We start from the raw sequence: 19812 nt of genomic DNA, 5'->3' as shown, positions 1-19812 counted from the left end.
TTTTCATGGACCGCATCCAGCCTCGGAACGGCGGCAGTCCACCTCCGTTCTCTTCCTGAAAACTGAACACTGAAAACCAGCAAACCCTCCCCCTCCTGATACCCGTGCGATTCCGGCTGGGGGACATTCAGACAGGCGGCGGAACCGGGGAGGTGGCGGAAGGGTGTTATGGCGTCCGCCACCACCTGCCTCCTGGATTTCCGCCCAACCGGAATGGCACGGGCATCAGGGAAGGGAAATTGGGGAGATTCACGGACCATCCCCGCCGGGTGCGCCGGACCTGCCGCGCGCCTTCCGGGCTGGCTTTTCCGTGCGGCGTTGGAGCGCCTGGTAGGCATCCCACATCGCGCGGGCGAAACTCTTGTCCCCGCGCACCAGCTCCCGTCCGCGCAGGCAGCCGTGGCGGATCGTCCCCACATCCTGCCTCTGGAACGCACGGGCCGTCTCCAGCCGCGTCATCCCCTGGTCCGCCAGCAATAGCCACGCCGCGAAGCGCGCCTTCACCAGGTGTTCCTCCCGGCAGTGGCCCAGCACATCATCCTGCGGGATGCGGAAAACGCGCTCCACCACCTGCAGCACCGCCACCACCAGCGGCGGCAGCTTTCCCAGCGGCGGCGGGGACGTCTTTGTTGATGGACCAGCGGCGGCGCCGCGGCGTTGCAGCTCCTGCAGCAGATCCGTTGTCGGAATGAGGGATAACGTCGTCATGGGAGAAAAGTAAGGAGGTGAAAAAAGAGGGCGAGCGGACTGCAACCGGTCACAGCTCATCGGAGAGGCGCTGGGAGCGCTGGTCTCCAGACCGGCGTCTTCAACATTTGGCCAAGCGATCCTGAATCCTGAACGGCATCCCCCCCGCCAGCATACCCGCGGCAGGGGAGGGGTTTGGGGTTTGGTTGGAAAGTCCCTCCGGATCCGCCGGCCATCCGCCTTTCTTTCCTCCCGATGAACGAGGGAGGTGCGGATGACCGGGGAGAGGCCCGGGGGGAGGGGGAGTTTGGAGAAAGTCGGCAACCCATGTCCGGCGGAGCGGAACAGGGAGGGAAAAGATCAAAGGAGAGAGGGGCGGGCGTGAGCCGGAGCACCTGTCACGCCGCGGCCCCCGGTGGATCACAACCGCGGCAGCGCCTCGTGCGGCGGCAGATCCCGGCGGTCCCACTTGTCCCACCGTGCGGCGATGCGCAGGCACCGCACGCACTCGCAGAACTCCAGCACCGCGGCAAAGGCGCAGAGCGCCACCCCGCACCCCGCCATGATCGCCCACGCCGGGCGCTCGGAGATCGCGTTCACAAAGCAGGCGGTCGTTGCCAGCACCCCGGCCAGCGCGGCGGCGGCTCCGGTGAAGGCATGGTGGCGGGACAGTTTCAGGTATCTGCGGCTCATGGCGGTCGGTCGGGTGAGAGGTTGTTCGTTCGTTGTGAGTTCAAATGAACAGTATTTTTTCTTGCCCTGCCAGCCCTCATTTGAGACACCTCTTCCTACCGTTCGGACTACTGCAACAAATACCCCGCGAAGCCTTATTCCACCCACACCGCCAGCCCATCCACACCTCCATTCCCGCCCCATTTCCGCCATGAAACAGAACTGCAAAACCTCCGTCGCCCTCTGTGAGGATGAAGTCGCCATCCTCGACGCCACCGCCCGCCGCCTGGGCATCTCCCGTTCGGAAGTCATGCGCCACCTCATCCTCTACAGCGGCATGGTCGGCGGGGACTTCCCGCTCACCTCCCGCATCCTCGCCCTCCCGCACAAGGACCGGGAGCGCGTCATCGGCGAGATCCGCACCCGCGCCGAGGCCGGCAACCCCGCCAAGCCCCAATCCTTCCGCCAGTGGGTCAAGGACACCGTCGGCAAAGCCGACGAAGCCGCCGTCGAAAAAACCGGCGAAGCCCTCCTCAAGGAACTCCTCGAAATGGCGAAATGAAGCCCCTGCGGGGAGTGATGGCCCCGGCGGAGAGTGCCGGGTGATCCGTGATCAGAATGGAGCGGAGCGACATGGACGCCAGCGAAGCGCTGCCCGGAGGGATCCGCCGGAGGGCGGAGTCAAATCAGTGCCGGGACGATGAAACGGAAGAGGCTGATCTTTCTCATCTTCCACTGCTCAATTCTCCGTTGCGGATGAGGCAATCCGGAGGACTGCCTTCCTTTCCCTCTCTCCCTGTTTGATCGCCGTCCGCAGCGGTCACTTGCCCGTTGCCTTTTTCTCTCCCGCTTCTTTCTCCCTTCTGGCCCTGAAAACATTCACATAGTGCGTGTGCAGCATCCCGGCGTTGAAACCCTGGATCTCCGCCCTCAACTGCGGGGTCATCCGCTGGCCCTCGAGCAGGATCGTCCGGAATCCGGCGGGGGGCACGAAAGGCTTCCCATCGGCCGTTTCCTCCAGGATGGGAATCCATTCCCGCTTTCCCATGTGGGCGCGGGTCAATCCGATTTCCTGACCCCTCAAATATTCCGTCCGGTGTTCGATGGCGAAGCAGGAAGTCCCGGAAACAATATATCCAGGATTCTCCGGCATCAGTCCGGACAGGTCATTTCCAGGCCCGACCTGATGGACGAGAGGGGGCTGCTCGGTGCCGTCCGCTACGTGAAGCAGCAGCACCGCCGCGACAATCACGGGGCGGAGCATCAAAGAGCGTGAACCGGCAGGGATCATACGGATTTTCAGCGGATCCTATCTGATGATCCGGCGGCGGAAAGGGAAATTCTGATCCATCATCCCTCCGGGCGCCGCTTCGCTGGCGTCCATGTCGCTCAGCTCCATTCTGATCACTGATCACTCGGCACTCCTCCGCAGGAGGCCTTTCTTCCTCGACGTCTCCCCATCCTGCGCGACCTTTGCCGCATGAGTTCCCCAGAGTCCGCGCCCGCAGATCCATCCACCCCATCCGGCCCCGGTGGCTGGCGGCTGGAGCACACCTACGCCGCGCTCCCTGAGGATCTCCACCAGTCCATCCTGCCCACCCCTGTGGAGGCCCCGGAGCTGGTCATCCTCAACCGCCCGCTGGCCATCGCGCTCGGCCTCGATCCCGATGCCCTCGCGGAAAACGCCACCGACTTCCTTTCCGGGAACGTCCCGCCGCCCGGCGCCGCCCCGCTCGCCCAGGCCTACGCCGGCCACCAGTACGGGAACTTCACCAACCTCGGCGATGGCCGCGCCATCCTTCTTGGCGAGCAGATCGCGCCGGACGGCAACCGCCATGACATCCAGCTCAAAGGCCCCGGCCGCACCCGCTACTCCCGTGGCGGGGACGGCCGCGCCGCGCTCGGCCCCATGCTGAGGGAGTACCTCATCAGCGAGGCCATGCAGGCGCTTGGCATCCCCACCACCCGCAGCCTCGCCGTCGTTGCTACGGGGGAGGCCGTACACCGCCAGGACGGCCCGCTGCCCGGTGCCGTCCTCACCCGCACCGCCGCCAGCCACATCCGCGTCGGCACCTTCCAGTACGTCGCCGCCACGGAAGACAGGACCGCCCTGCTGGCCCTCACCCGCTACACCCTCGCCCGCCATTTCCCGGAGAAAGTGGGCGCCGCGAACCCCGCGCTCGCCCTGCTCGATGGAGTCGTCGAGCGCCAGGCGGACCTCATCGCCCGCTGGATGATGGTCGGCTTCGTCCACGGCGTCATGAACACCGACAACATGGTCCTCTCCGGAGAGACCATCGACTACGGCCCGTGCGCCTTCATGGACACGTATGACCCCGCCACCGTCTTCAGCTCCATCGACCGCCGCGGCCGCTACGCCTACGCCAACCAGCCCTCCATCGCCGGGTGGAACCTCGCCCGCTTCGCCGAAGCCATCCTTCCCCTCATCCATGAGGAACAGACGGACGCCATCAATCTGGCCACCGGCTCCATCCACGGCTTCCAGCCCCGCTATCAGGACCAGTGGCTCGCCGGCATGCGCGGAAAGCTCGGCCTCTTCGGCGCGGAGGAAGACGACCTCTCCCTCATCCACGCCCTCCTCCAGTGGATGGCGGATGCGGGGCAGGACTTCACCAACACCTTCGCCGCCCTCTCCACAGCGGACACCCACCTCTCCACCGACGATGCCTTCACCACCTGGCACACCGCCTGGCAGGCACGCCTCACCCGCCAGCCGCAGACGTTGGACGAATCCATCGCCCTCCGCGCCGCCAGCAACCCCGCCGTCATCCCGCGCAACCACCTCGTCGAACACGCCCTCGCCGCCGCCACCACCGATGGCGATCTCCAGCCCTTCCACGCCCTCCTGGAAGTCATCTCAAACCCCTTCGCCCACGGGCAGGTCCCCGAACTCTACCGCACCCCGCCCCCCGCCGATGGCGAAAGATACGTCACCTACTGCGGCACCTGAGAACGGTGAACACTTCTGTCCCGAGTAAGGAGGGTGGACACTCTTGTCCACCGGCGGCATTGGCGAAATACAAAAGACCTACCGCAAAGCCGCAAAGCCGCAAAGCCGCAAAGCCGCAAAGCCGCAAAGCCGCAAAGCCGCAAAGCCGCAAAGCCGCAAAGCCGCAAAGCCGCAAAGCCGCAAAGCCGCAAAGCCGCAAAGCCGCAAAGCCGCAAAGCCGCAAAGGGCGCGAAGATACGCAAAGGGCACCAAGATAAGCTTTCTTTCTTCCCTGAAAACTGAGAACTGAAAACTGAAAACTTCCCGCTCTTATACCATGTCCCGTTTCAACGCCTTCACCATTCCGCCCGGCACCTACCGGGTCATCCGCGACTTCGTGGACTTCGACGGCACCAACCATCCCCCCGGCGAGACGTGGCGCTACCTTTCGCACAGCTTCCTGCCCTACGATGCCGGGCTGACCCTCTTCATCCAGCGCGACGGAGCCGACCGTGGCATCCGCCTCCAGGACTACCCCGAGGAGCAAGGCCCCATCATCGACAACTTCCACGAATACATCGAGCGGGTGGGGGAGTGATTCCTGGGTAGCGGAAGTCGTTCAGGGGAACATCGAACATTGAACGTCCAACATTGAACGTTGAAATCAAGAGTGGCAGGGAGGACGTGCAATGTGGATGTGCACCCGCAAGGGTAGCGAAGGTCGTGAGACCTTCGGCTGTGGGGAAGTCCATAGAAAACCAACGCCCGTCATCTAACAGACATCCACCCCGCCGAAGCTCTCACGAGCTTCGCTACACCTCGCACGCACGGAGGGGCGCACTCCGATGCGCCCTCCTCATCGGCCAAACGTCGTCCAACTCCACCAAACGGGCGCATCGGCGTGCGCCCCTCCAATTTTCATCCGCATACGGGAGTAGCGAAGGTCGTGAGACCTTCGGCTGTGGGGAAGCCCACGGAAAACCGACGACCGTCATCCAACAGACATCCACCCCGCCGAAGCTCTCACGAGCTTCGCTACACCTCGCACGGATCGCCAGACCACGGAACCCGCGTGCGCCCCTCCCATTTTCCCCACGCAGCCTCTACTCCTCCTCCAGCCGTTTCCTCACCTCCGGATCCGCGATCTGTCCCCGCGCCCACGCCTTGTCCTCCTCCTCGACTTCGGAGCTTCCCGCATACACCGCCAGCGCCCGGTCCCGGTGCCAGCCCGCGGCAAGCGTGCCGATCCACTCCCGCAGCTCCCCGGTGCGGTAGTCCGAATAGCCCGTGATCGTCTGCTCGAAAGCGGCGTCCATCTCCGGCACCGCGGGGAGGGAGGCGGCCCATGCCAGGCCCTCCGCAACGTCATCCTTTTCCCAGTTCCTCGCCCATGACCGCAGGTTCATCGTGAGCGATTTGTTTTGCAGCAAGTCGTTCCGCCCGGATTCCCGGATCATCCCGATGATCTTCGGGAGGCTATCGTTGCTGCCGGCGGACCCAACCACCACCTCAACCGCCCTGCCGCGCGCTTCCTCCGGCAATGCCCGCCATCGCTCCATCAGGGTGCCTTCCGGGCTGTCTGTCATCGTTCTGAAATACGCTTCCTCCGCCACCATCCGCTCCGCCGCGGTGGTTGCGTCCGTCACGCGCTGCAGGAGCGTCTCCGGCGGCTCCAGCTCGATTTGGGTGCTGGCGAACCTGCGCACCAGCTCCCGGGACTGCACCGCATCCGGCAGGCTGGAGAGCAGCCGCATCACCTCCGCATGCGGGAGGGCGTTCTTACCCGTGGAACGCAGGGCGATGTTCTCCACCACCGCCATCCGCAGCCGCTGCGGCATCCGTGGCAACATGGCTGCCAGCACCGGCATGTTCCCCGCCACGGCCCCGGAGAAGGTGTTGTAGAATCCCTCCCTGTTGAACCGGAACTCCTGCTCCTGCAGGATGGCCCACGCCGTCTCAGGATCCCGCGAAAACTCACCGGACAGGGCATCTGCGGCGCTGAAATTCGAAACGGGGTATCTGGCAAAGAAGGATGATCCCGGGTCACTGAACGCGGCCGCTCGCATCGCTCCCCTCAGGTCCGTGTGCGCCCATGCCTCTATCACCACACGCTGCAGTGCCTGCCGTTCTTCCTCCGTGACCGGCCGGTGGGCGATCGCATCCCACGCCGCCTGGTAGTCCTTCGGGGAAAGCCCGCCGCCGCCAGTGCGTCCCGCACCGTGGGAGTCATCGCCGTTGGCAGGGGAGATACGCCGGGGTGGGGTCTGCCGCCCCGCGGGGGCGTCCCCATCCGCCGGGCCCCCGTGCCGCCACGCTGCCGCGCACCACGCCAGACAGATGCCCGCGGCCAATGCCGTCCCATGGGTCAGGAGACGTTTCATTCGCCGCCTCCCTCCGCTTTCATCAGCTCCAGCACCTGCGGATCACGGATGCTCGCTGCCAGCCGGTTCAGGCGCACCGCGCCGGAACCGGACTCGATCCCATGCCGGTGTGCCAGCAACTGGAACGCCGCCAGATCCCGCTCCCTGCCTGCGGGCAGTTCCTCCAGCCATGAAACCACCTCGTCAGGGGAATACGCCCCATGATATTCCATCGACACCGCCCACCACTGGCTGCGTTGCTCCAGCAGTCCCTCCGCAGCGGAGTCCGGGATGCTCCGCATGAAGGAAAGGAGCGCCACCGGATCATTGATGGGGGTTTTCCCTTTTTCCAGCGCCACCTTCCAGCGTTGCTCCTCCGGCAGATGCTCCAGCAGTCGCATCGCCTCCTGCGGAGCAACCGGCATCAGCCGCGCAAAGAGGACCATCTGCAGTTCCTCCGCGTGCTTCTCCGCAAGCTCCGGTGTTCCTTTCCTCACATGCTCCAGGATCTCATCCGCTGTCACGCCACCGTGAAGGAGAGCATAATGCCAATCCCTGCCTTCCTCAAGCAGGCGGACGACGTCCCCATCCGCCAATTCCGTGATCCGTTCCACCTCACTCCGTTCATCCGGCTGGTCGCCCATCCACAGCCGCCGTTCCAGCGGCACGCCCGGCGTGTTTCTCAGCGCCATCAGATAGTCCGTTTCATGTTCCAGCTTTTCCAGCATCCGCAGGGGCAATCCTCCGGATGCCACCTTCCGGTCCAGCCAGCGCACTCCGTCCGGACCCAGGATGATCAGCACGTCCAGCGCCTCCGTCGCCCCCGCATCCACCGCCAGGCGGGAAAAATCCTCCATCGCCGCCTGCCCCGCAGGCCCGGAAAAAGGGACACCCTTGGTCTCCCGCTGCAGATCCACCAACAGGACACTTATCATGATGGACGGATCGCCCTTGACTGGAAAGTGGGGGAGCACATCCCGCCACCCACGCTCCAGGGTGAGGGCCGCGATGGCAACCCGGACCATCAGTTGCCCCAGGATGCCGTTCCCCTTCACGTTGGCCGGGTCTGACAGGAACGCGATGGCCGCCGCCGGATCTTTCCGCAGCCAGTGCAGGCAGCGCACGCCGATCATGTCGCGGATCTCCACCGTCATGTCCGCCTCCGCGGTCCTGATGACCTTCCGCACTTCCTCCGCTGGGTCCGCCGCCGGTGGAGTCTTGTCCGCCAGTTCGATCAGCGCCCTGAGAGCGATGGTGTCATCATACGGTGGTTCGGGTGGTTCCAGCTCCTTCTTCTTCTCCAGCAGCTTCGCCAATACCGCCTCCCCCCGCCGCAGGCGTTCCGCCTCCGTCTCACCGGCATGGCCCGCCGCGCCGCGATCCCGCGCCACCTTCATGGCTGGGCGTCCGTTCTCCGTCGCGCGGTGTTTTCCCCCATCTACGGGAACCATCGTAAAGACGGCATACCCCAGCGCCGCAGCCAGCACGTGCGTGGCCGCATGGTAGGGGAGGGAAGCGCGCGCCATGATGGAAAGACCAGCCATATCCGCTCCGGTCCATCGCTGTCGAGACGATACAGCGAGCGGAAGCTTCGCACGGAGGGGCGCACGCCGATGCGCCCTCTTCACCAGCCAAACGTCGTCCAACCCCACCAAACGGGCGCATCGGCGTGCGCCCCTCCAATTCCCCCCCATCAAGACGGCACCACGGACTCCGGCCAGCGCAGCTCCACGCCACGCGCGGTCAGCCTTTCCTGATACTCCGCCAGGTGCTTCTTGTCATTCCGTACCTGCCTTGGTGGCACCTTCGCGGCCACCGCGTGCGCCACCAGCGCGCCCGCCGCCTCGCCGATGTTCCACTCCACCGGGTGCAGGCGGTAGCAGCCGTTCGTCAGGTGCGTCGTGCCGATGTTCTTGTTCGCGGCGATGAGGTTCTCCACCCGCCGCGGGATCAGCGCGCCCAGCGGGATCTGGAACGGCAGCGCGGCGAAGTCCACGTAGTTCCGTCCGCTCGTGCTCGGGTGCAGGTCGATCCGGTAGCTTCCGATGCCCACCGTGTCCGGGAAATCCGCCGCCTTCACCTCCTTCTCCGTCATCCCCGTCGCCGCCATCCTCGCCGCCGTGCCCACGTGGTTCTCCGTCACCGTCAGCTCCGCCAGGATGCGCCGCGCCTCCCGCACGTACACCGCCTTTGCCAGGCCGTGCGTCGTCCCGGTCATGTCCCCGCGCAGCCGCAGCCCCGGCCAACCCGTGCCGCCGTCCGGGCGCGGCGCCTCCGTCTGCATCCAGTAGAAAAGGGCCAAGCTCAGCTCACGGCTGCCCGCCAGGTGGCGCGCGTTTTCCTCCGCACTGCCGCCGATGATCGGTCCCGGCAGGTAGTCATTCTGCGGCCAGTTCACCAGCGTCACCGGGCCGGGGTAGCTGCCCGGCCTGAAGTTCCCCGGGTTCACCAACCGCCGGTAGTTGAAAAGATTCAGCACGCCCTTTTTCCCCGGTCCCGTCGGGTCGAATCCCAGCTCCCGCAGTTTGAGCGTCGCGGGCTGGCTCATCGTCCAGTCCAGCAGCTTGCCGGACCACGGCGGCGTCAGCGCCGGCACATAGTCCCGCCAGAAATCATAGTTCGCCGGCTTGTCGATGACATGGTCTTCCCCCGCGACGTGTTCCATCGCGAAGCACCACGTCACCGCCTGCTGGTCGTTCGGGTCCGCCTTCTCCGGCGCCTGCGGCTCCCCCGTGTCCGCGCGTGACTCCGCGCCGATGACGTGTTCCGTCCCCGTCAGCGGCAGCAGGTCGCCCAGCTCCGACGCATCGATGAAATACGGCGCGGAAAGCACCACCTCCCGGTTCCGCAGCAGGTCCTTCACCGTCACCGCCTTCACCTTGTCCCCGTCCATCGCCGCGGACACCGGCTCATGCTCCAGCAGCACCCGCAGGTGGCGGCCGCCCAGGTACGGGGCCAGCATCTGCTCCAGCACCGCCAGCGCCACGCGCGGCTCATGGCAGATCCGGGAGACCCCGCCGCCGCCCGGGTTCAGCGCCGGGTTCGCCTTCGCCGCATCTGTCAGCGGATAGTGGTCCCGGTAGTACTGCCGCACCCCGTTGCGGAAGTCCCGGTAGCTCCGCGTGCAGCCGAACTCCTCGATCCACCGATGCTCGTCCGGCGGCACGCACTGCGATGTCAACTGCCCGCCGATCCAGTCCGTCGGCTCCGTCATAATCACGCGCAGCCCCGCCTCGCACGCCGCCAGCGCCGCCGCACAGCCACCCATGCCGCCACCGATGATGACCACGTCCGCATGCCACTCGGACGCGGTCTCCTTCTGTTGTGCCGCCAGCCACGGTGCCCAGGTAAAAAGCGGCAGGGCTGCGGCGGCGGTGGACTTCAGGAAATGTCGGCGTTTCAGGTGCATGGGTATCGTGGGGTGTGGGTTCGTTTGAGGGTTTGGTGAAAGTCGTCGTGGGATGGCGGGTCAGTCCGTTTTCTTTCCCGCGGCGGCACCGGGGACATAGGGCTGCGGGGCGGGCTTCGGGGTAGGGCTTGGGTCCTCCGTTTCCAACGTGTCCAGCCACGCCACCAGATCCCTGACCTCCGTCGGCTTCAGGATGTGTTCCATCGGCGGCATGGTGGAGACAGGGGAGGGCACCTCCGCCAGATCCGCCTTCGCCACGCGCCAGACCTTTCCGTCCGCCGCGATGTCCAGATGGTCAGGCCCGTCGCCTTCCAGAAATCCTCCCAACGTGCTTCCATTCCTCAGCGTCACGGAAATCGCTCCGTACCCGGGGGCGATCCGTGCGCTGGGCCGGACGATGGACTCCAGCAGGTAGCGGCGGTCGTGTTGCTTTCCGGCATCCGCCAAGTTCGGTCCAGCCGTGGCGGTGTCGCCGCCCTGCTTTTCATAGGAGGTGCGGTGGCAGCGCACGCACTGGCCCGCCGGGTGGCTGGAGAAAAGCACCTGTCCGTTCACCGCATCCCCGCCTTCCAGGGAGATGTTCCACTTCGCCAGCGGGTCCGTGCTTGAGGCGATGGTGGCGTGGTAGGCCGCCAACGCCTCTCGCACCGGGACCGCCGTGCGTTTTCCCGCCGCCTCCAGCAGCTCGATCCCGGCCGGGGATTCTCCCCGGGATGCCGCCAGCGCCTTCAGGTGCCTCACGAAAAGCCCGTCCACCCGCCCGCCGGGCAGCCCCGCCAGCATGAACCACGCGCGCTGCATCCGGTGGGCGTCCGTTCCCTCCACCGTCTTCTCCAGCAGCGCTACCGCCGCCTCCGGCGACAGGCGCGTCAGATGGCCCACCGCTGCGGTGGACACCTCCTCGGCCGCGTCCCCCGCCAGTGCGGAGAGAAAGTCCACCATGTCCCCCGGCGTGCGTCCCGCCAGCAGGTCCAGCGCCTTTGCCCGTGCCTGGGCGGGCAGCGCCGCGTCCTTCGTGATGCGGCGCAGGTCCGCCTCATCCAGCGCCGCCGGATCCAGCTTGTAGCTCTCCATGTAGCCCAGCGCCGCGGCCAGCATCAGTCCGTCCTGCCGCAGCATCCCGGGCAGCGCTGCATCCAGCGTGGAGATGATCTCCTCCCGCTGGGGCACCGGGCGCGCACGGTAGTGGCCGGTGAGCTGGTCATTCGTCCGCGGCTCCATCCAGACGGACACCAGGCGCATGGCCTCCGCGCGGACCTCCGCGGGCATCGCTGCATTTCCCGCCACCGCCAGCACGCGCTTCAGGTTGGCGGCGTCCCCCAGGCGGAACGCGTTGTGGAGCAGCCTGCGCATCATGAAAGGCGCGCGCGGGGATGCCGCCGGGCCGTCCAGCAGCGCGGCCACCACCGGGCGGTGTTCCATCATGTCCGTGTCACAGATCGCGCGGACCGCTTCCTCCGCCACGGCAGGGGACGCATCGTCCACCATCTTCGCGATCCCCGCGTTTCCGGTCCTCCGCATCGCCACCACCGCCGCCAGCCGCACCTCCGGTGAGGCATCCGCCGCCGCCACGGACAGGTCCGCGCCTTTCCGCGCCAGCCCCTCCAGTGCGGTGATCCCCGCGTGCCGCAGCCACGCGTCCTTCCCCGCGTTCTCCTTCAGCAGCCCCACCACCATCCCCATGTCCGCCGTGGCATCCACGCCGCCCGTGCGTCCCAGCGTGGTCGCCGCCTCCGCCCGCACCCGCACGGAAGGGTCCGCCAGCAACGTGCGGAAAGGGATGCCGCCGCCCGGTGCGCCCGCATTTGCCAGTGACCGCAGCGCCTGCACCCGTGTCTCATCATCCGTATGGGACAGGAAGGGCAGCAGCCGCGCCACCGCCTCCGCGCGTACGTCCGCCGCCGCGCCGGAAATGCCGCGCCGCGCGATGATCCCCAGCCCCCACAGTCCATGGATGCGCCGCCCCGCATCACCGGACGCCGCGCTTTCCGCCAGGAGCCGCAGCCCTTCCGGCCGGCGTGCCAGCGCCATCTGCGCGCGCAGCCGCACCCGCATGTCCGCATGCCCCAGCCAGCCCGCCACCTCCGCGGACGGCATCTTCGAAAATCCCTCCCTCACCAGACGGGCCGCCTCCTCCGCCTCACCCGCGCGCCACGCGCCGCCCGCCGCGGACAGCGCCAGCACGCGGCCCTTTTCATGGGACGTCCAGCCGTTCATGAAGTCGGAAATCAACAGCCGCCCGTCGTAGGAATACTCCACATCCGTCGCCCCCACGCCCCAGATCAGGCGGCGGCTTTGCGTCATCTCCATCCCCGCGCCCGACGGCTTCATCCGGAAGGAAAACACCCCGGAGTTCGTCCCGCCGCCCCGGTAGTCGCACACGTGGAAATGGTCCGCCTCCGTCTCCAGGAATCCCGTCCCCGGGTGGTAGGTCAGCCCGGACGGACCGGACGTCAGGTAGGCCGCCGCCGGCAGCACGAACGCAGGCTGCCCCGCGTGGGCCATCTTCCACAGGCCCTCCGCCGTCCACTGGATGGGCGGCCGCTTCTCCATCCCCAGCTCCCGGTGGAAGCTCATCAGCATCTGGTGCTCCATCCGCCAGCCGGAGTCACCGCCCTCCATCAGGTACACCACCCGTGACGCGTCCCCCAGGCCGCAGTTGTTGTCCACCGTGAACGGATTCCCCAGCCGGTCGAAGGCGATCTCCTTCGGGTTGCGCAGCCCCGTGTGGAACACCTCGAAGCCGGATCCGTCCGGCTCGAACCGGAACGCCACCCCTTCACCCGGGTGGTGGAACTTCCGCCCCTCCCGCGTCGTCACGCTCATCCCCCGGTCCCCGCACGTCCCGTAGATCCGCCCGTCCGGCCCCAGCGCGAAGCCGTTCAGGTCATGCCCGGAAATCGAAACCCGCACGCCGAAACCGTCGAAAAGCGCCTCCTTCGACTCCGCCACCCCGTCCCCATCCCCGTCACGCAGCGCCCAGATCTTCGGGATGCAGGCGAAATACGTCGTCCCATCCAGCGAGAACACGCCGGACCCCGTCCCGTCCAGCGCGTCATCGTAGCCGCCGGAAAAAGTACTGGATGTCTCGTAGTGACCGTTCCCGTCCTTGTCGGAAAGTTTCCTCACCAGCTCGGACTTCGCCGTCAGCTTCGCCAGCGGCATCTTCCCCGCCCACTTCCCATACATCCTCCGGCGGTCCGCCGTGCTCTGGCTCCGCGTGTCATCCACCACCCAGTAGGGATGGTCCAGGTCATCCTCCACGCCGAAGCGGAAGCGGTGCGTCTCCGCCAGGTGGATGTCATTCCGCTCATCCACCGACAGCGCCGCCGGGGAGACCGTCCCCTGGTCCTTCCAGTCCGCGATGACCGCCACCTCCACGCCGCGCGGCAGCACCACCCCCGGCATCGACGGGTGCGCCACCAGGCTGTCTCCGCCATCCTGATTTCCGCCCGGCGGGAAGGACGGCTCCGCCTCATCCGTCGCCATGAAATGATCCGCCGCGATGATGCCCCAGGATCCCTTCGCCGCATCCACCAGGCGGATGGTCACTTTTTTTCCCGCCAGCTCTCGCACATCCCACACCACCGGCCGCATCTCCAGGCTCGTCCGGCCCGTCGCCTCACGAACCACCTTACCCTCATGGAGGAGCTGCACCGCCGCCGTCCCCGGATGGGCTCCACCGCCGATCAGGAACGCGATGTAGGGCTTCTCCACCGTCATCTCCGGTGAGGTCAGCGTGCCCACCGCATCATCCCCGCCATGGGCGGAACAGACGAAGTAGCCGCCCGCATACCCGCGGAACGGCGCCGTCATCTCCGGCGTCTTCCCGGAGATCGGCCCCTTGCCGAACGCCGTGCCGTCCACCTTCCAGCCGTTGAAGCCGTCGTTGTCGAAGTTCTCCAGCACCTGCGTTCCTCCATGCTCCGCCGCTGGCAGGGAAGGGGGGAACAGGAAAGGAGTCAGCAACAGGGGCAGGCGTTTCATCATCGGAGATCAGGATGCGGTTGTCCCCAACAACTACGGTGCGGCGGAGACCTCCGTGTGATGCTTTTCACTGGTTCGTGCGTGCTTTTCCAACCGTCTCCTGCGGAGCAAGCCGCACCCCAGCACCGCCACCGCCGCCACGGGCAGCACGCCGGGCTCCGGAACCGGCGTGACCGAAATGCCCGCGAAGCCGATGTTCGCCGTCGTCCTCCGGTTCGTGTCCATCACGTACTCGAACCGCAGCGCGTCATTCGTCCCCGTCGGCACATAGTCGAACACGAACTGATGGGCGCTCTTCGTGGTCGTGATGCCGGCGGAGATCGACTGCGTGTGGATCACCGTCCCCGGATCTTCGCCCGACGGATCATAGGCATACACGTTCAACGTCGCATCCGCCGTGAACAGATAGGTCCACAGCCTGATCTGGCTCGGCCCCGGCTGCGCCGCCAGCGACATCCGGATTCCGTTTCCCTCCGCCGCCGCCCCCGTCAGGTTGTTGCGGATGCCGCTCACGTTCACGCCGGATGAAGACAGCGGCGAAGTCCCGTTCGTGAAAGCCAGCGCGAAAGTATCGATGTTCGTGCCGCTCCCCAGCAACGAAGTCGCCCCCGGCCCGAGGGTGGATACGGTGAACAGTCCGGAGCCGGAGCTGCTCGTGTTCGTCGGCGCCCCGGCGACCGGCGGGTTCGTCGTGAAATAAGCCCAGTCGGATCCGGTGGCGGACGGCAGGGCCGCCGTCCCGGTGAACAGGGCATGGCTGCCGGTGAGGGTCGCCGCATGGAGGGACATGGGCAGGCCCGCCCATGGAATGATGAAACACAGAAGGGAAGTTTTCATGATTTTTTCGATGGGAAGCAACAGAGCGCCTAATCCATTTCCCCTCCGCCGCGCAATGGAACACCACTCCCTGATTTGTTTAGTTGCCATATATAACGGAATAACACCCATCCCATCCCTGGGCGGCCATGCCCGCTATCCACCCACCACGCCCGTGTTCCCGCCGCGCGCCATCGAGATGTCCACCGGCGCGTTCGTCCGCCATGCCCCGCCCGTGAAGTCCGGGAAATCCACCGCGCCGGAGCGGTTCGCCACCGACCACCCGCTCAGCGGCAGCACCGCGCTCCACGCCGCCGCGTCATACACGTCCATGTCCATCGGCAGGCCGTTGCGCAGGCAGTCGATCAGCCGCCAGTCCATCAGGAAATCCATCCCGCCGTGGCCGCCCACCTTCTTCGCCAGCGCGCCCATCCGTTTCACGATCTCCGGTTCATACTGCTTCTCCAGTAGCTTCACCTCCTCCTCTCCCAGCCATTCGTGTCCCTTCGCGATCCTGCCCGGCAGGGGGAACTGCTGTGCGCACCCCTCCGTCCCGGACACCAGATGGATGCGGGAATACGGGCGCGGGCTGGTCACGTCATGCTGCAGCATCACCGTCCTGCCCTTCTTCGTCCGGATCATCGTCGTGTTCATGTTCCCGCGGAACGCCTTTCCCCGGAACTGCCGGAACTCCGCGTCACCCTCCGCCAGCGCCGCCACCCGCTTTCCGATCATGAAGTCATCCGACGACATCGACACCAGATGGTCGTACTGGTCCCCTCGGTTGATGTCCAGGATCTGGCTCACCGGACCCAGCCCGTGCGTCGGGTACAGGTTCCCGTTCCGTTCGTTCTCCCGCAGCCGCCACAGGTCATGCCGGCGGGACTTGTTGAAGAGCGACTCGAACACATCGTGGATGTAGGCGCCCTCCACGTGCACCACCTCGCCGAAGTACTTCTGCCGCGCCATGTTCAGTGTCAGCAGCTCGAAAAAGCCGTAGCAACAGTTCTCCAGCATCACACAGTGCCGCCGCGTCCGCTCCGACGTCTCCACCAGCTCCCAGCACTCCTCCAGCGTCAGCGCCGCCGGGATCTCCACCGCCACATGCTTTCCCGCCTCCATCGCCGCCACCGCCATCGGCGCGTGCAACGCCCACGGCGTGCAGATGTACACCAGGTCCACATCCTCCCGCGCCACCGCTTCCTTCCAGCCGTCCTCGGTGCCCGCGTACACCACCGGCCTGTGCGATGTCTTTGCCAGCGCCTTCTCCGCCAGCCCCGTCTTCTTCTCCTGGATGTCCGCCACCGCCGCGATCCGCACGTTGGAAATCTTTGCCATCCGCCTCACCGCGCCGATCCCCCGCGCGCCCACTCCCACGAAGGCGATCCCCACCGTATCCAGCTTCCCGGCCGCGTGGCCGCACATGTTGTACACCGGCTTGCGCACCCTGCGGGCCATCTCCGCCATCCGTGCCGCCTCCTTCTCCATCTCCGCCGCGCGCGCGGCACCGGTGCCCGCCGCCGCCAGTCCGCCCAGCCCCGCCAGTTTCAGGAAGTCCCTTTTGTTCATCGTCGTCATAGGCCTGCGTTTGTCATCCATCCATACGCCGTCCGCCGGCCCGTCACTTCTCCGCTTTCAGATGAAATAGCCCTGCTTTTCCGACCGCGCCTTCCTCATTGCCCCGCCACCACGCTCCCGTCCATGATGTGGCATCCTCCATGGTCCGGTCCTTCCTCCGCATCCTCTTCTCCGCCTTCATCGCGTGGTCGTTCTGTGCCGCGGCGGTCATCATCCCGCTCGTCGTGCTGGACTGGGAACTGTTCCCCATGCCACCGGCGGAGTTCGCCGAATACCTCCTCGATCTGATGAAGGAAACCTGCGGCGTCCTCGCCGTGCTGGTCGCCATCCTCGCCGTGCTCATCGTCCCGCTGCTGCGCTTTCCGCGTGGAAACCCGCTGCTGCACCGGCCGTGGTGGGCGTCGCTCGCGGGAGTGTCCGTGTTCCCCGTCGCCTCCGTCATCTGGGTCTTCGGGCTGGACGCGCTGGGCATCCTGGAGATCGAGGAAGGCCATGGCTCTGACTGGGTCATCCTCGGCCTCGCCAGTGCCCTCGGCGGCGCCGTCTTCGCCTTCATCCACGCCTACCTCACCGTACTCGCGGAAAAAAGCACCTCCCGCTGGCGCCCCGCCATGCCGGGCCAGCCTGACGGAGGCCGGGTGGGTGGATCCGCCGACGGTGGATGATGCATTTGACCAAGCTTCTCCTTTACCGGGATGCCCTGGTCACCCAAGACTATGCCAAGCCCGTCATGGGTGCGGTGGCCGGCTCCGGGTTCCTGTCCTTCCATCGCATTCCCGCATCCGCGATGAGCCAATGGTTGTCACCCCAACACGTGCCGGAAGATATGTCAGAGAAATCTCCCGCGGACGGCGAAAGCTACTGGTGCTTTGTCAGCTACCGGCACGCCGACAACAAGGAACAGGACCGGAACTGGGCAAGCTGGATCCACCAGGAGATCGAACGGTATGAGATTCCCGTTGATCTTGTCGGGAAGGAGACCGCGCGGGGGGATGTGATCCCGGAGCGCATCTATCCGGTGTTCCGTGACGAAGATTCCCTGCCTGCGGATGCGGACCTTTCCCGGGCCATCACCGGGGCGCTTGACCGCTCGAAGACCCTGCTCGCCCTCTGTTCCCCGAGGGCGGTCCGGAGTGTCTATGTCGCGCAGGAGATCCGGCATTTCAAGATGTCGGGAAAAGCGGACCGGATCATCGGCGCGATTCTTGCCGGGGAACCCGGAGATGCGGAGAGGGAGTGTTTTCCCCGGGAACTCCACCAGGCCTACGGACCGGACGGCGGCCTGGTGCCGGACATGGTCGCAGAGCCCATCGCGGCGGACCTCCGGTTGCCGTCCGGGGAGGAGGGTTTCATCTCAGCCGCGGCTTACCGGCTTTCGTTGGACGACCTGCCCCCGCGGGAGGCGGCCAGGCTCGCCAACCAGTATGGGGAGCAGCTCCAACTGATGAAGCTGAAGATCATCGCCGGCATTCTCGGGGTTCCGCTGGAACTCCTGCGGAACCGGGACAAGGCCTATCAGCTCATGCTTTCGCGGAAGCGCTTCCGCAGGCTGGTGTACGTGCTTGGTGTGGTCGCATTCCTCGGAGTGCTCGCGGCGGTGAGCGGCGTGGTCGCCTGGCGTGCCCTGAAGGCGGAGGAAAAGCAGCGCGCCGAGGTGGCGCAAAAGGGCGCCCAGCTCGCCGCGAAGTTCGCCGAGGCGGATTTCCATCAGGCTCTGGCGACCAGGGACCCGCTGAAGCGCCGCCAACTGCTCGAACGATCATTTTCCACCAGGCCGACGGCGAAGGTCCGGTCCCATCTGGAGTTCGGAAACCTCTTCCAGCGGCTTCCGGCGCTGGAAAATTCCTTCCCGGTGGAAATTGGCGGGGAGTCCGTTTTCATCCACGCCGGCGACCACCTCTATGTGAATGCTTCCGGCAGCGTGACCCAGTATGACATGGCCGCCGGATCTCCGGCTCCGATGATCTTCGGGGGCGTCCAGGTGGAAGCCGCATCTCCGGACGGCACGCATGTGATCGCACGTGGCGGCGGGACGGCCGGGCGGACCCTCCTGAAAGCCTTTGCCGTTCCGTTCCGGGAGCAACCCGGCTGGACGGGAGCGCATCCGGGATTTCTCGGCTTCCAGGGAACCGGCCATCAGGTGGCGGGGGTGTCCGGAAACCGGATCGTCTCCATCGATCCTACCACCGGGACCCCTGACGGGATCCTGCTGGACGGGGCCGCCTTCAGCGGTTTCCCGGACACGGCCGCGGCTCCGCCGGAAAGCATGGTCTGGAGCGGTGACCTCCAGACGGTTGCCGTCACACCTGACCTGATGGGACATTCGACATGGGTGTTCAACCGCCGGGAAAACTCCGTTGTCGTGGTCGATTCCGGGCCGTGGAGGCGCCCCCTGGCACTCTCTGATGATGGGACACGCATGGCGGTGAAAGTCGGAGGAGATGGCGGAGGGGGGATCGAGATCCATGATCTGGAGAACAAGGTGGTGCTCGCCGCGGAGAGTTCCGTGGTCGATCCCGTCTTCAGGGATGACGACATGTGGGTCGCCACCCCCTTGGAGATACGCCGGTGCTCCCTGTCCTCCGGCGGCGTCAGGAAGGCCAGGCCGGTGACGGCACGCGTCACCTCCATCGCCCTGGTCGGAGGGCGGACACTGGCCGTCGGCATGGAGGATGGCTTTGTCGAACTGCTGGATCCCGGGGACCTGTCGCGGTCCGCCGGACCCATAGCCACCCACGGCGCGGTGAAGTGGCTGGGTGCCTCCGGTGACGGCGGCATCCTCCGGATTCTGAAGGCTGACGGGATCATGGACTGCTGGACCCTGGACCCCGCGCCCCCCTCATTTCCTTCCGCCGGGTTTCCGGAGCAGGTCATCTCGCTCCGGGAATCCGGCGGCGGCATCGAAGCCCTGACCGCGGACAACCACAGGCACCTCCTCACCTTCGCGGGAGGAAGTGCGGCCCCCGCGCAAATCACCCGGCAGCCCCTGCCGGAAGATGAGGTCGCCAGGCCCGGCCCGAAGGACATCACCGTCGCGGGGACATCGGTCAAAGTGAACCTCTCCGGGGTGGACGTGATCCGGGATGGAGTCCGGCGCTACTATCCCTTCAAGGATGTGGCGATCCAGGCGACCGCCCTCGACGGCAGCGGGAAGTTCCTGGCCCTGGGATTCAATGACGGCCGGCTCTCCCTGATCGATGTGGAGGAGGCCACGGTGATGGAGCCGGATTGGAAATCGCCGGATGACATCAGCAGCCTGACGTTCTTCCCCGCGGCCCGGTCGCTGGTGGTGGGTACCTTCGGCAAATGCTATTTCCTCCCGGCCCACTGGATCGCGTCCGACTGAACCATCC

15 protein-coding genes are annotated in these 19812 nt (G+C 66.2%); 6 read left to right on the top strand and 9 right to left on the bottom strand.

What is annotated here, in order from left to right:
* Positions 1-249: 249 nt before the first annotated feature.
* Together OVA24_RS16365 and OVA24_RS16360 are read right to left on the bottom strand one after the other, a co-directional pair.
* Positions 250-708 carry a hypothetical protein gene (locus tag OVA24_RS16365; RefSeq protein ID WP_267671063.1) on the bottom strand — a complete coding sequence of 153 codons (459 nt, stop codon included), beginning with the start codon at positions 706-708 and terminating at the stop codon, positions 250-252.
* A 399-nt stretch (positions 709-1107) separates the two neighbouring features.
* Positions 1108-1380 carry a hypothetical protein gene (locus OVA24_RS16360; protein ID WP_267671062.1) on the bottom strand — a complete coding sequence of 91 codons (273 nt, stop codon included), beginning with the start codon at positions 1378-1380 and terminating at the stop codon, positions 1108-1110.
* Positions 1381-1570: 190 nt separating this feature from the next.
* On the opposite strand from OVA24_RS16360, the gene OVA24_RS16355 reads away from it, so the two are divergent.
* Positions 1571-1921 (top strand): ribbon-helix-helix protein, CopG family, encoded by a 351-nt coding sequence (locus OVA24_RS16355; protein ID WP_267671060.1) that lies wholly within the window; start codon positions 1571-1573, stop codon positions 1919-1921.
* Between the two features lie 258 nt (positions 1922-2179).
* On the opposite strand, the gene OVA24_RS16350 is transcribed toward OVA24_RS16355, so the two are convergent.
* Positions 2180-2623, bottom strand: a complete 444-nt coding sequence (locus OVA24_RS16350; RefSeq protein WP_267671059.1) for a hypothetical protein — start codon at positions 2621-2623, stop codon at positions 2180-2182.
* Positions 2624-2839: 216 nt separating this feature from the next.
* Between OVA24_RS16350 and OVA24_RS16345 the strand changes: the two genes are divergently transcribed.
* From OVA24_RS16345 to OVA24_RS16335, 3 genes are read left to right on the top strand one after another with little or no spacing between them, the layout of a single operon-like run.
* Entirely contained in the window at positions 2840-4330 is a 1491-nt protein-coding gene (locus OVA24_RS16345; RefSeq protein ID WP_267671057.1) for a protein adenylyltransferase SelO, read from the top strand.
* A 43-nt stretch (positions 4331-4373) separates the two neighbouring features.
* Positions 4374-4619: a hypothetical protein gene (locus OVA24_RS16340; protein ID WP_267671055.1), complete on the top strand. Its 246-nt coding sequence runs from the start codon at positions 4374-4376 to the stop codon at positions 4617-4619.
* Positions 4620-4646: 27 nt separating this feature from the next.
* Positions 4647-4907 (top strand): DUF3601 domain-containing protein, encoded by a 261-nt coding sequence (locus OVA24_RS16335; protein ID WP_267671053.1) that lies wholly within the window; start codon positions 4647-4649, stop codon positions 4905-4907.
* Between the two features lie 505 nt (positions 4908-5412).
* Here OVA24_RS16335 and OVA24_RS16330 read toward each other — a convergent pair.
* The 6 genes from OVA24_RS16330 to OVA24_RS16305 all read right to left on the bottom strand — a co-directional run bounded on the left by OVA24_RS16330 (position 5413) and on the right by OVA24_RS16305 (position 16450).
* Positions 5413-6690 carry a hypothetical protein gene (locus tag OVA24_RS16330; protein ID WP_267671052.1) on the bottom strand — a complete coding sequence of 426 codons (1278 nt, stop codon included), beginning with the start codon at positions 6688-6690 and terminating at the stop codon, positions 5413-5415.
* Complete coding sequence (locus tag OVA24_RS16325; protein WP_267671050.1) at positions 6687-8195, bottom strand: hypothetical protein; 1509 nt, start codon at positions 8193-8195, stop codon at positions 6687-6689. Before OVA24_RS16325 ends, OVA24_RS16330 begins: the two co-directional genes overlap by 4 nt.
* Before the next feature lie 167 nt (positions 8196-8362).
* On the bottom strand, positions 8363-10078 hold the full coding sequence (locus OVA24_RS16320; protein ID WP_267671049.1) for an FAD-dependent oxidoreductase: 1716 nt from the start codon (positions 10076-10078) through the stop codon (positions 8363-8365).
* A 60-nt stretch (positions 10079-10138) separates the two neighbouring features.
* Positions 10139-14068, bottom strand: coding sequence for a DUF7133 domain-containing protein (locus OVA24_RS16315; RefSeq protein ID WP_267671048.1), 3930 nt, complete (start codon positions 14066-14068; stop codon positions 10139-10141).
* A gap of 30 nt (positions 14069-14098) precedes the next feature.
* Positions 14099-14902 carry a hypothetical protein gene (locus tag OVA24_RS16310; RefSeq protein WP_267671046.1) on the bottom strand — a complete coding sequence of 268 codons (804 nt, stop codon included), beginning with the start codon at positions 14900-14902 and terminating at the stop codon, positions 14099-14101.
* Between the two features lie 135 nt (positions 14903-15037).
* Positions 15038-16450 carry a Gfo/Idh/MocA family protein gene (locus OVA24_RS16305; RefSeq protein WP_267671045.1) on the bottom strand — a complete coding sequence of 471 codons (1413 nt, stop codon included), beginning with the start codon at positions 16448-16450 and terminating at the stop codon, positions 15038-15040.
* A gap of 149 nt (positions 16451-16599) precedes the next feature.
* Here OVA24_RS16305 and OVA24_RS16300 point away from each other — a divergent pair, with 149 nt between their 5' ends.
* Together OVA24_RS16300 and OVA24_RS16295 are read left to right on the top strand one after the other, a co-directional pair.
* Positions 16600-17124, top strand: coding sequence for a hypothetical protein (locus OVA24_RS16300; protein WP_267671044.1), 525 nt, complete (start codon positions 16600-16602; stop codon positions 17122-17124).
* Positions 17121-19805, top strand: a complete 2685-nt coding sequence (locus OVA24_RS16295) for a toll/interleukin-1 receptor domain-containing protein (RefSeq protein ID WP_267671043.1) — start codon at positions 17121-17123, stop codon at positions 19803-19805. Before OVA24_RS16300 ends, OVA24_RS16295 begins: the two co-directional genes overlap by 4 nt.
* Positions 19806-19812: the final 7 nt, after the last annotated feature.

It is taken from the genome of Luteolibacter sp. SL250, assembly GCF_026625605.1.
GTDB lineage: Bacteria > Verrucomicrobiota > Verrucomicrobiia > Verrucomicrobiales > Akkermansiaceae > Luteolibacter.
This window is presented reverse-complemented; position numbering and strand designations above follow the sequence as displayed.

Coding starts and splice junctions, on each gene's coding strand:
- OVA24_RS16365 (WP_267671063.1), bottom strand. CDS start 708: ATGACGACGTTATCCCTCATTCCGACAACGGATCTGCTGCAGGAGCTG.
- OVA24_RS16360 (WP_267671062.1), bottom strand. CDS start 1,380: ATGAGCCGCAGATACCTGAAACTGTCCCGCCACCATGCCTTCACCGGA.
- OVA24_RS16355 (WP_267671060.1), top strand. CDS start 1,571: ATGAAACAGAACTGCAAAACCTCCGTCGCCCTCTGTGAGGATGAAGTC.
- OVA24_RS16350 (WP_267671059.1), bottom strand. CDS start 2,623: ATGCTCCGCCCCGTGATTGTCGCGGCGGTGCTGCTGCTTCACGTAGCG.
- OVA24_RS16345 (WP_267671057.1), top strand. CDS start 2,840: ATGAGTTCCCCAGAGTCCGCGCCCGCAGATCCATCCACCCCATCCGGC.
- OVA24_RS16335 (WP_267671053.1), top strand. CDS start 4,647: ATGTCCCGTTTCAACGCCTTCACCATTCCGCCCGGCACCTACCGGGTC.
- OVA24_RS16330 (WP_267671052.1), bottom strand. CDS start 6,690: ATGAAACGTCTCCTGACCCATGGGACGGCATTGGCCGCGGGCATCTGT.
- OVA24_RS16325 (WP_267671050.1), bottom strand. CDS start 8,195: ATGGCGCGCGCTTCCCTCCCCTACCATGCGGCCACGCACGTGCTGGCT.
- OVA24_RS16320 (WP_267671049.1), bottom strand. CDS start 10,078: ATGCACCTGAAACGCCGACATTTCCTGAAGTCCACCGCCGCCGCAGCC.
- OVA24_RS16315 (WP_267671048.1), bottom strand. CDS start 14,068: ATGATGAAACGCCTGCCCCTGTTGCTGACTCCTTTCCTGTTCCCCCCT.
- OVA24_RS16310 (WP_267671046.1), bottom strand. CDS start 14,902: ATGAAAACTTCCCTTCTGTGTTTCATCATTCCATGGGCGGGCCTGCCC.
- OVA24_RS16305 (WP_267671045.1), bottom strand. CDS start 16,450: ATGAACAAAAGGGACTTCCTGAAACTGGCGGGGCTGGGCGGACTGGCG.
- OVA24_RS16300 (WP_267671044.1), top strand. CDS start 16,600: ATGGTCCGGTCCTTCCTCCGCATCCTCTTCTCCGCCTTCATCGCGTGG.
- OVA24_RS16295 (WP_267671043.1), top strand. CDS start 17,121: ATGATGCATTTGACCAAGCTTCTCCTTTACCGGGATGCCCTGGTCACC.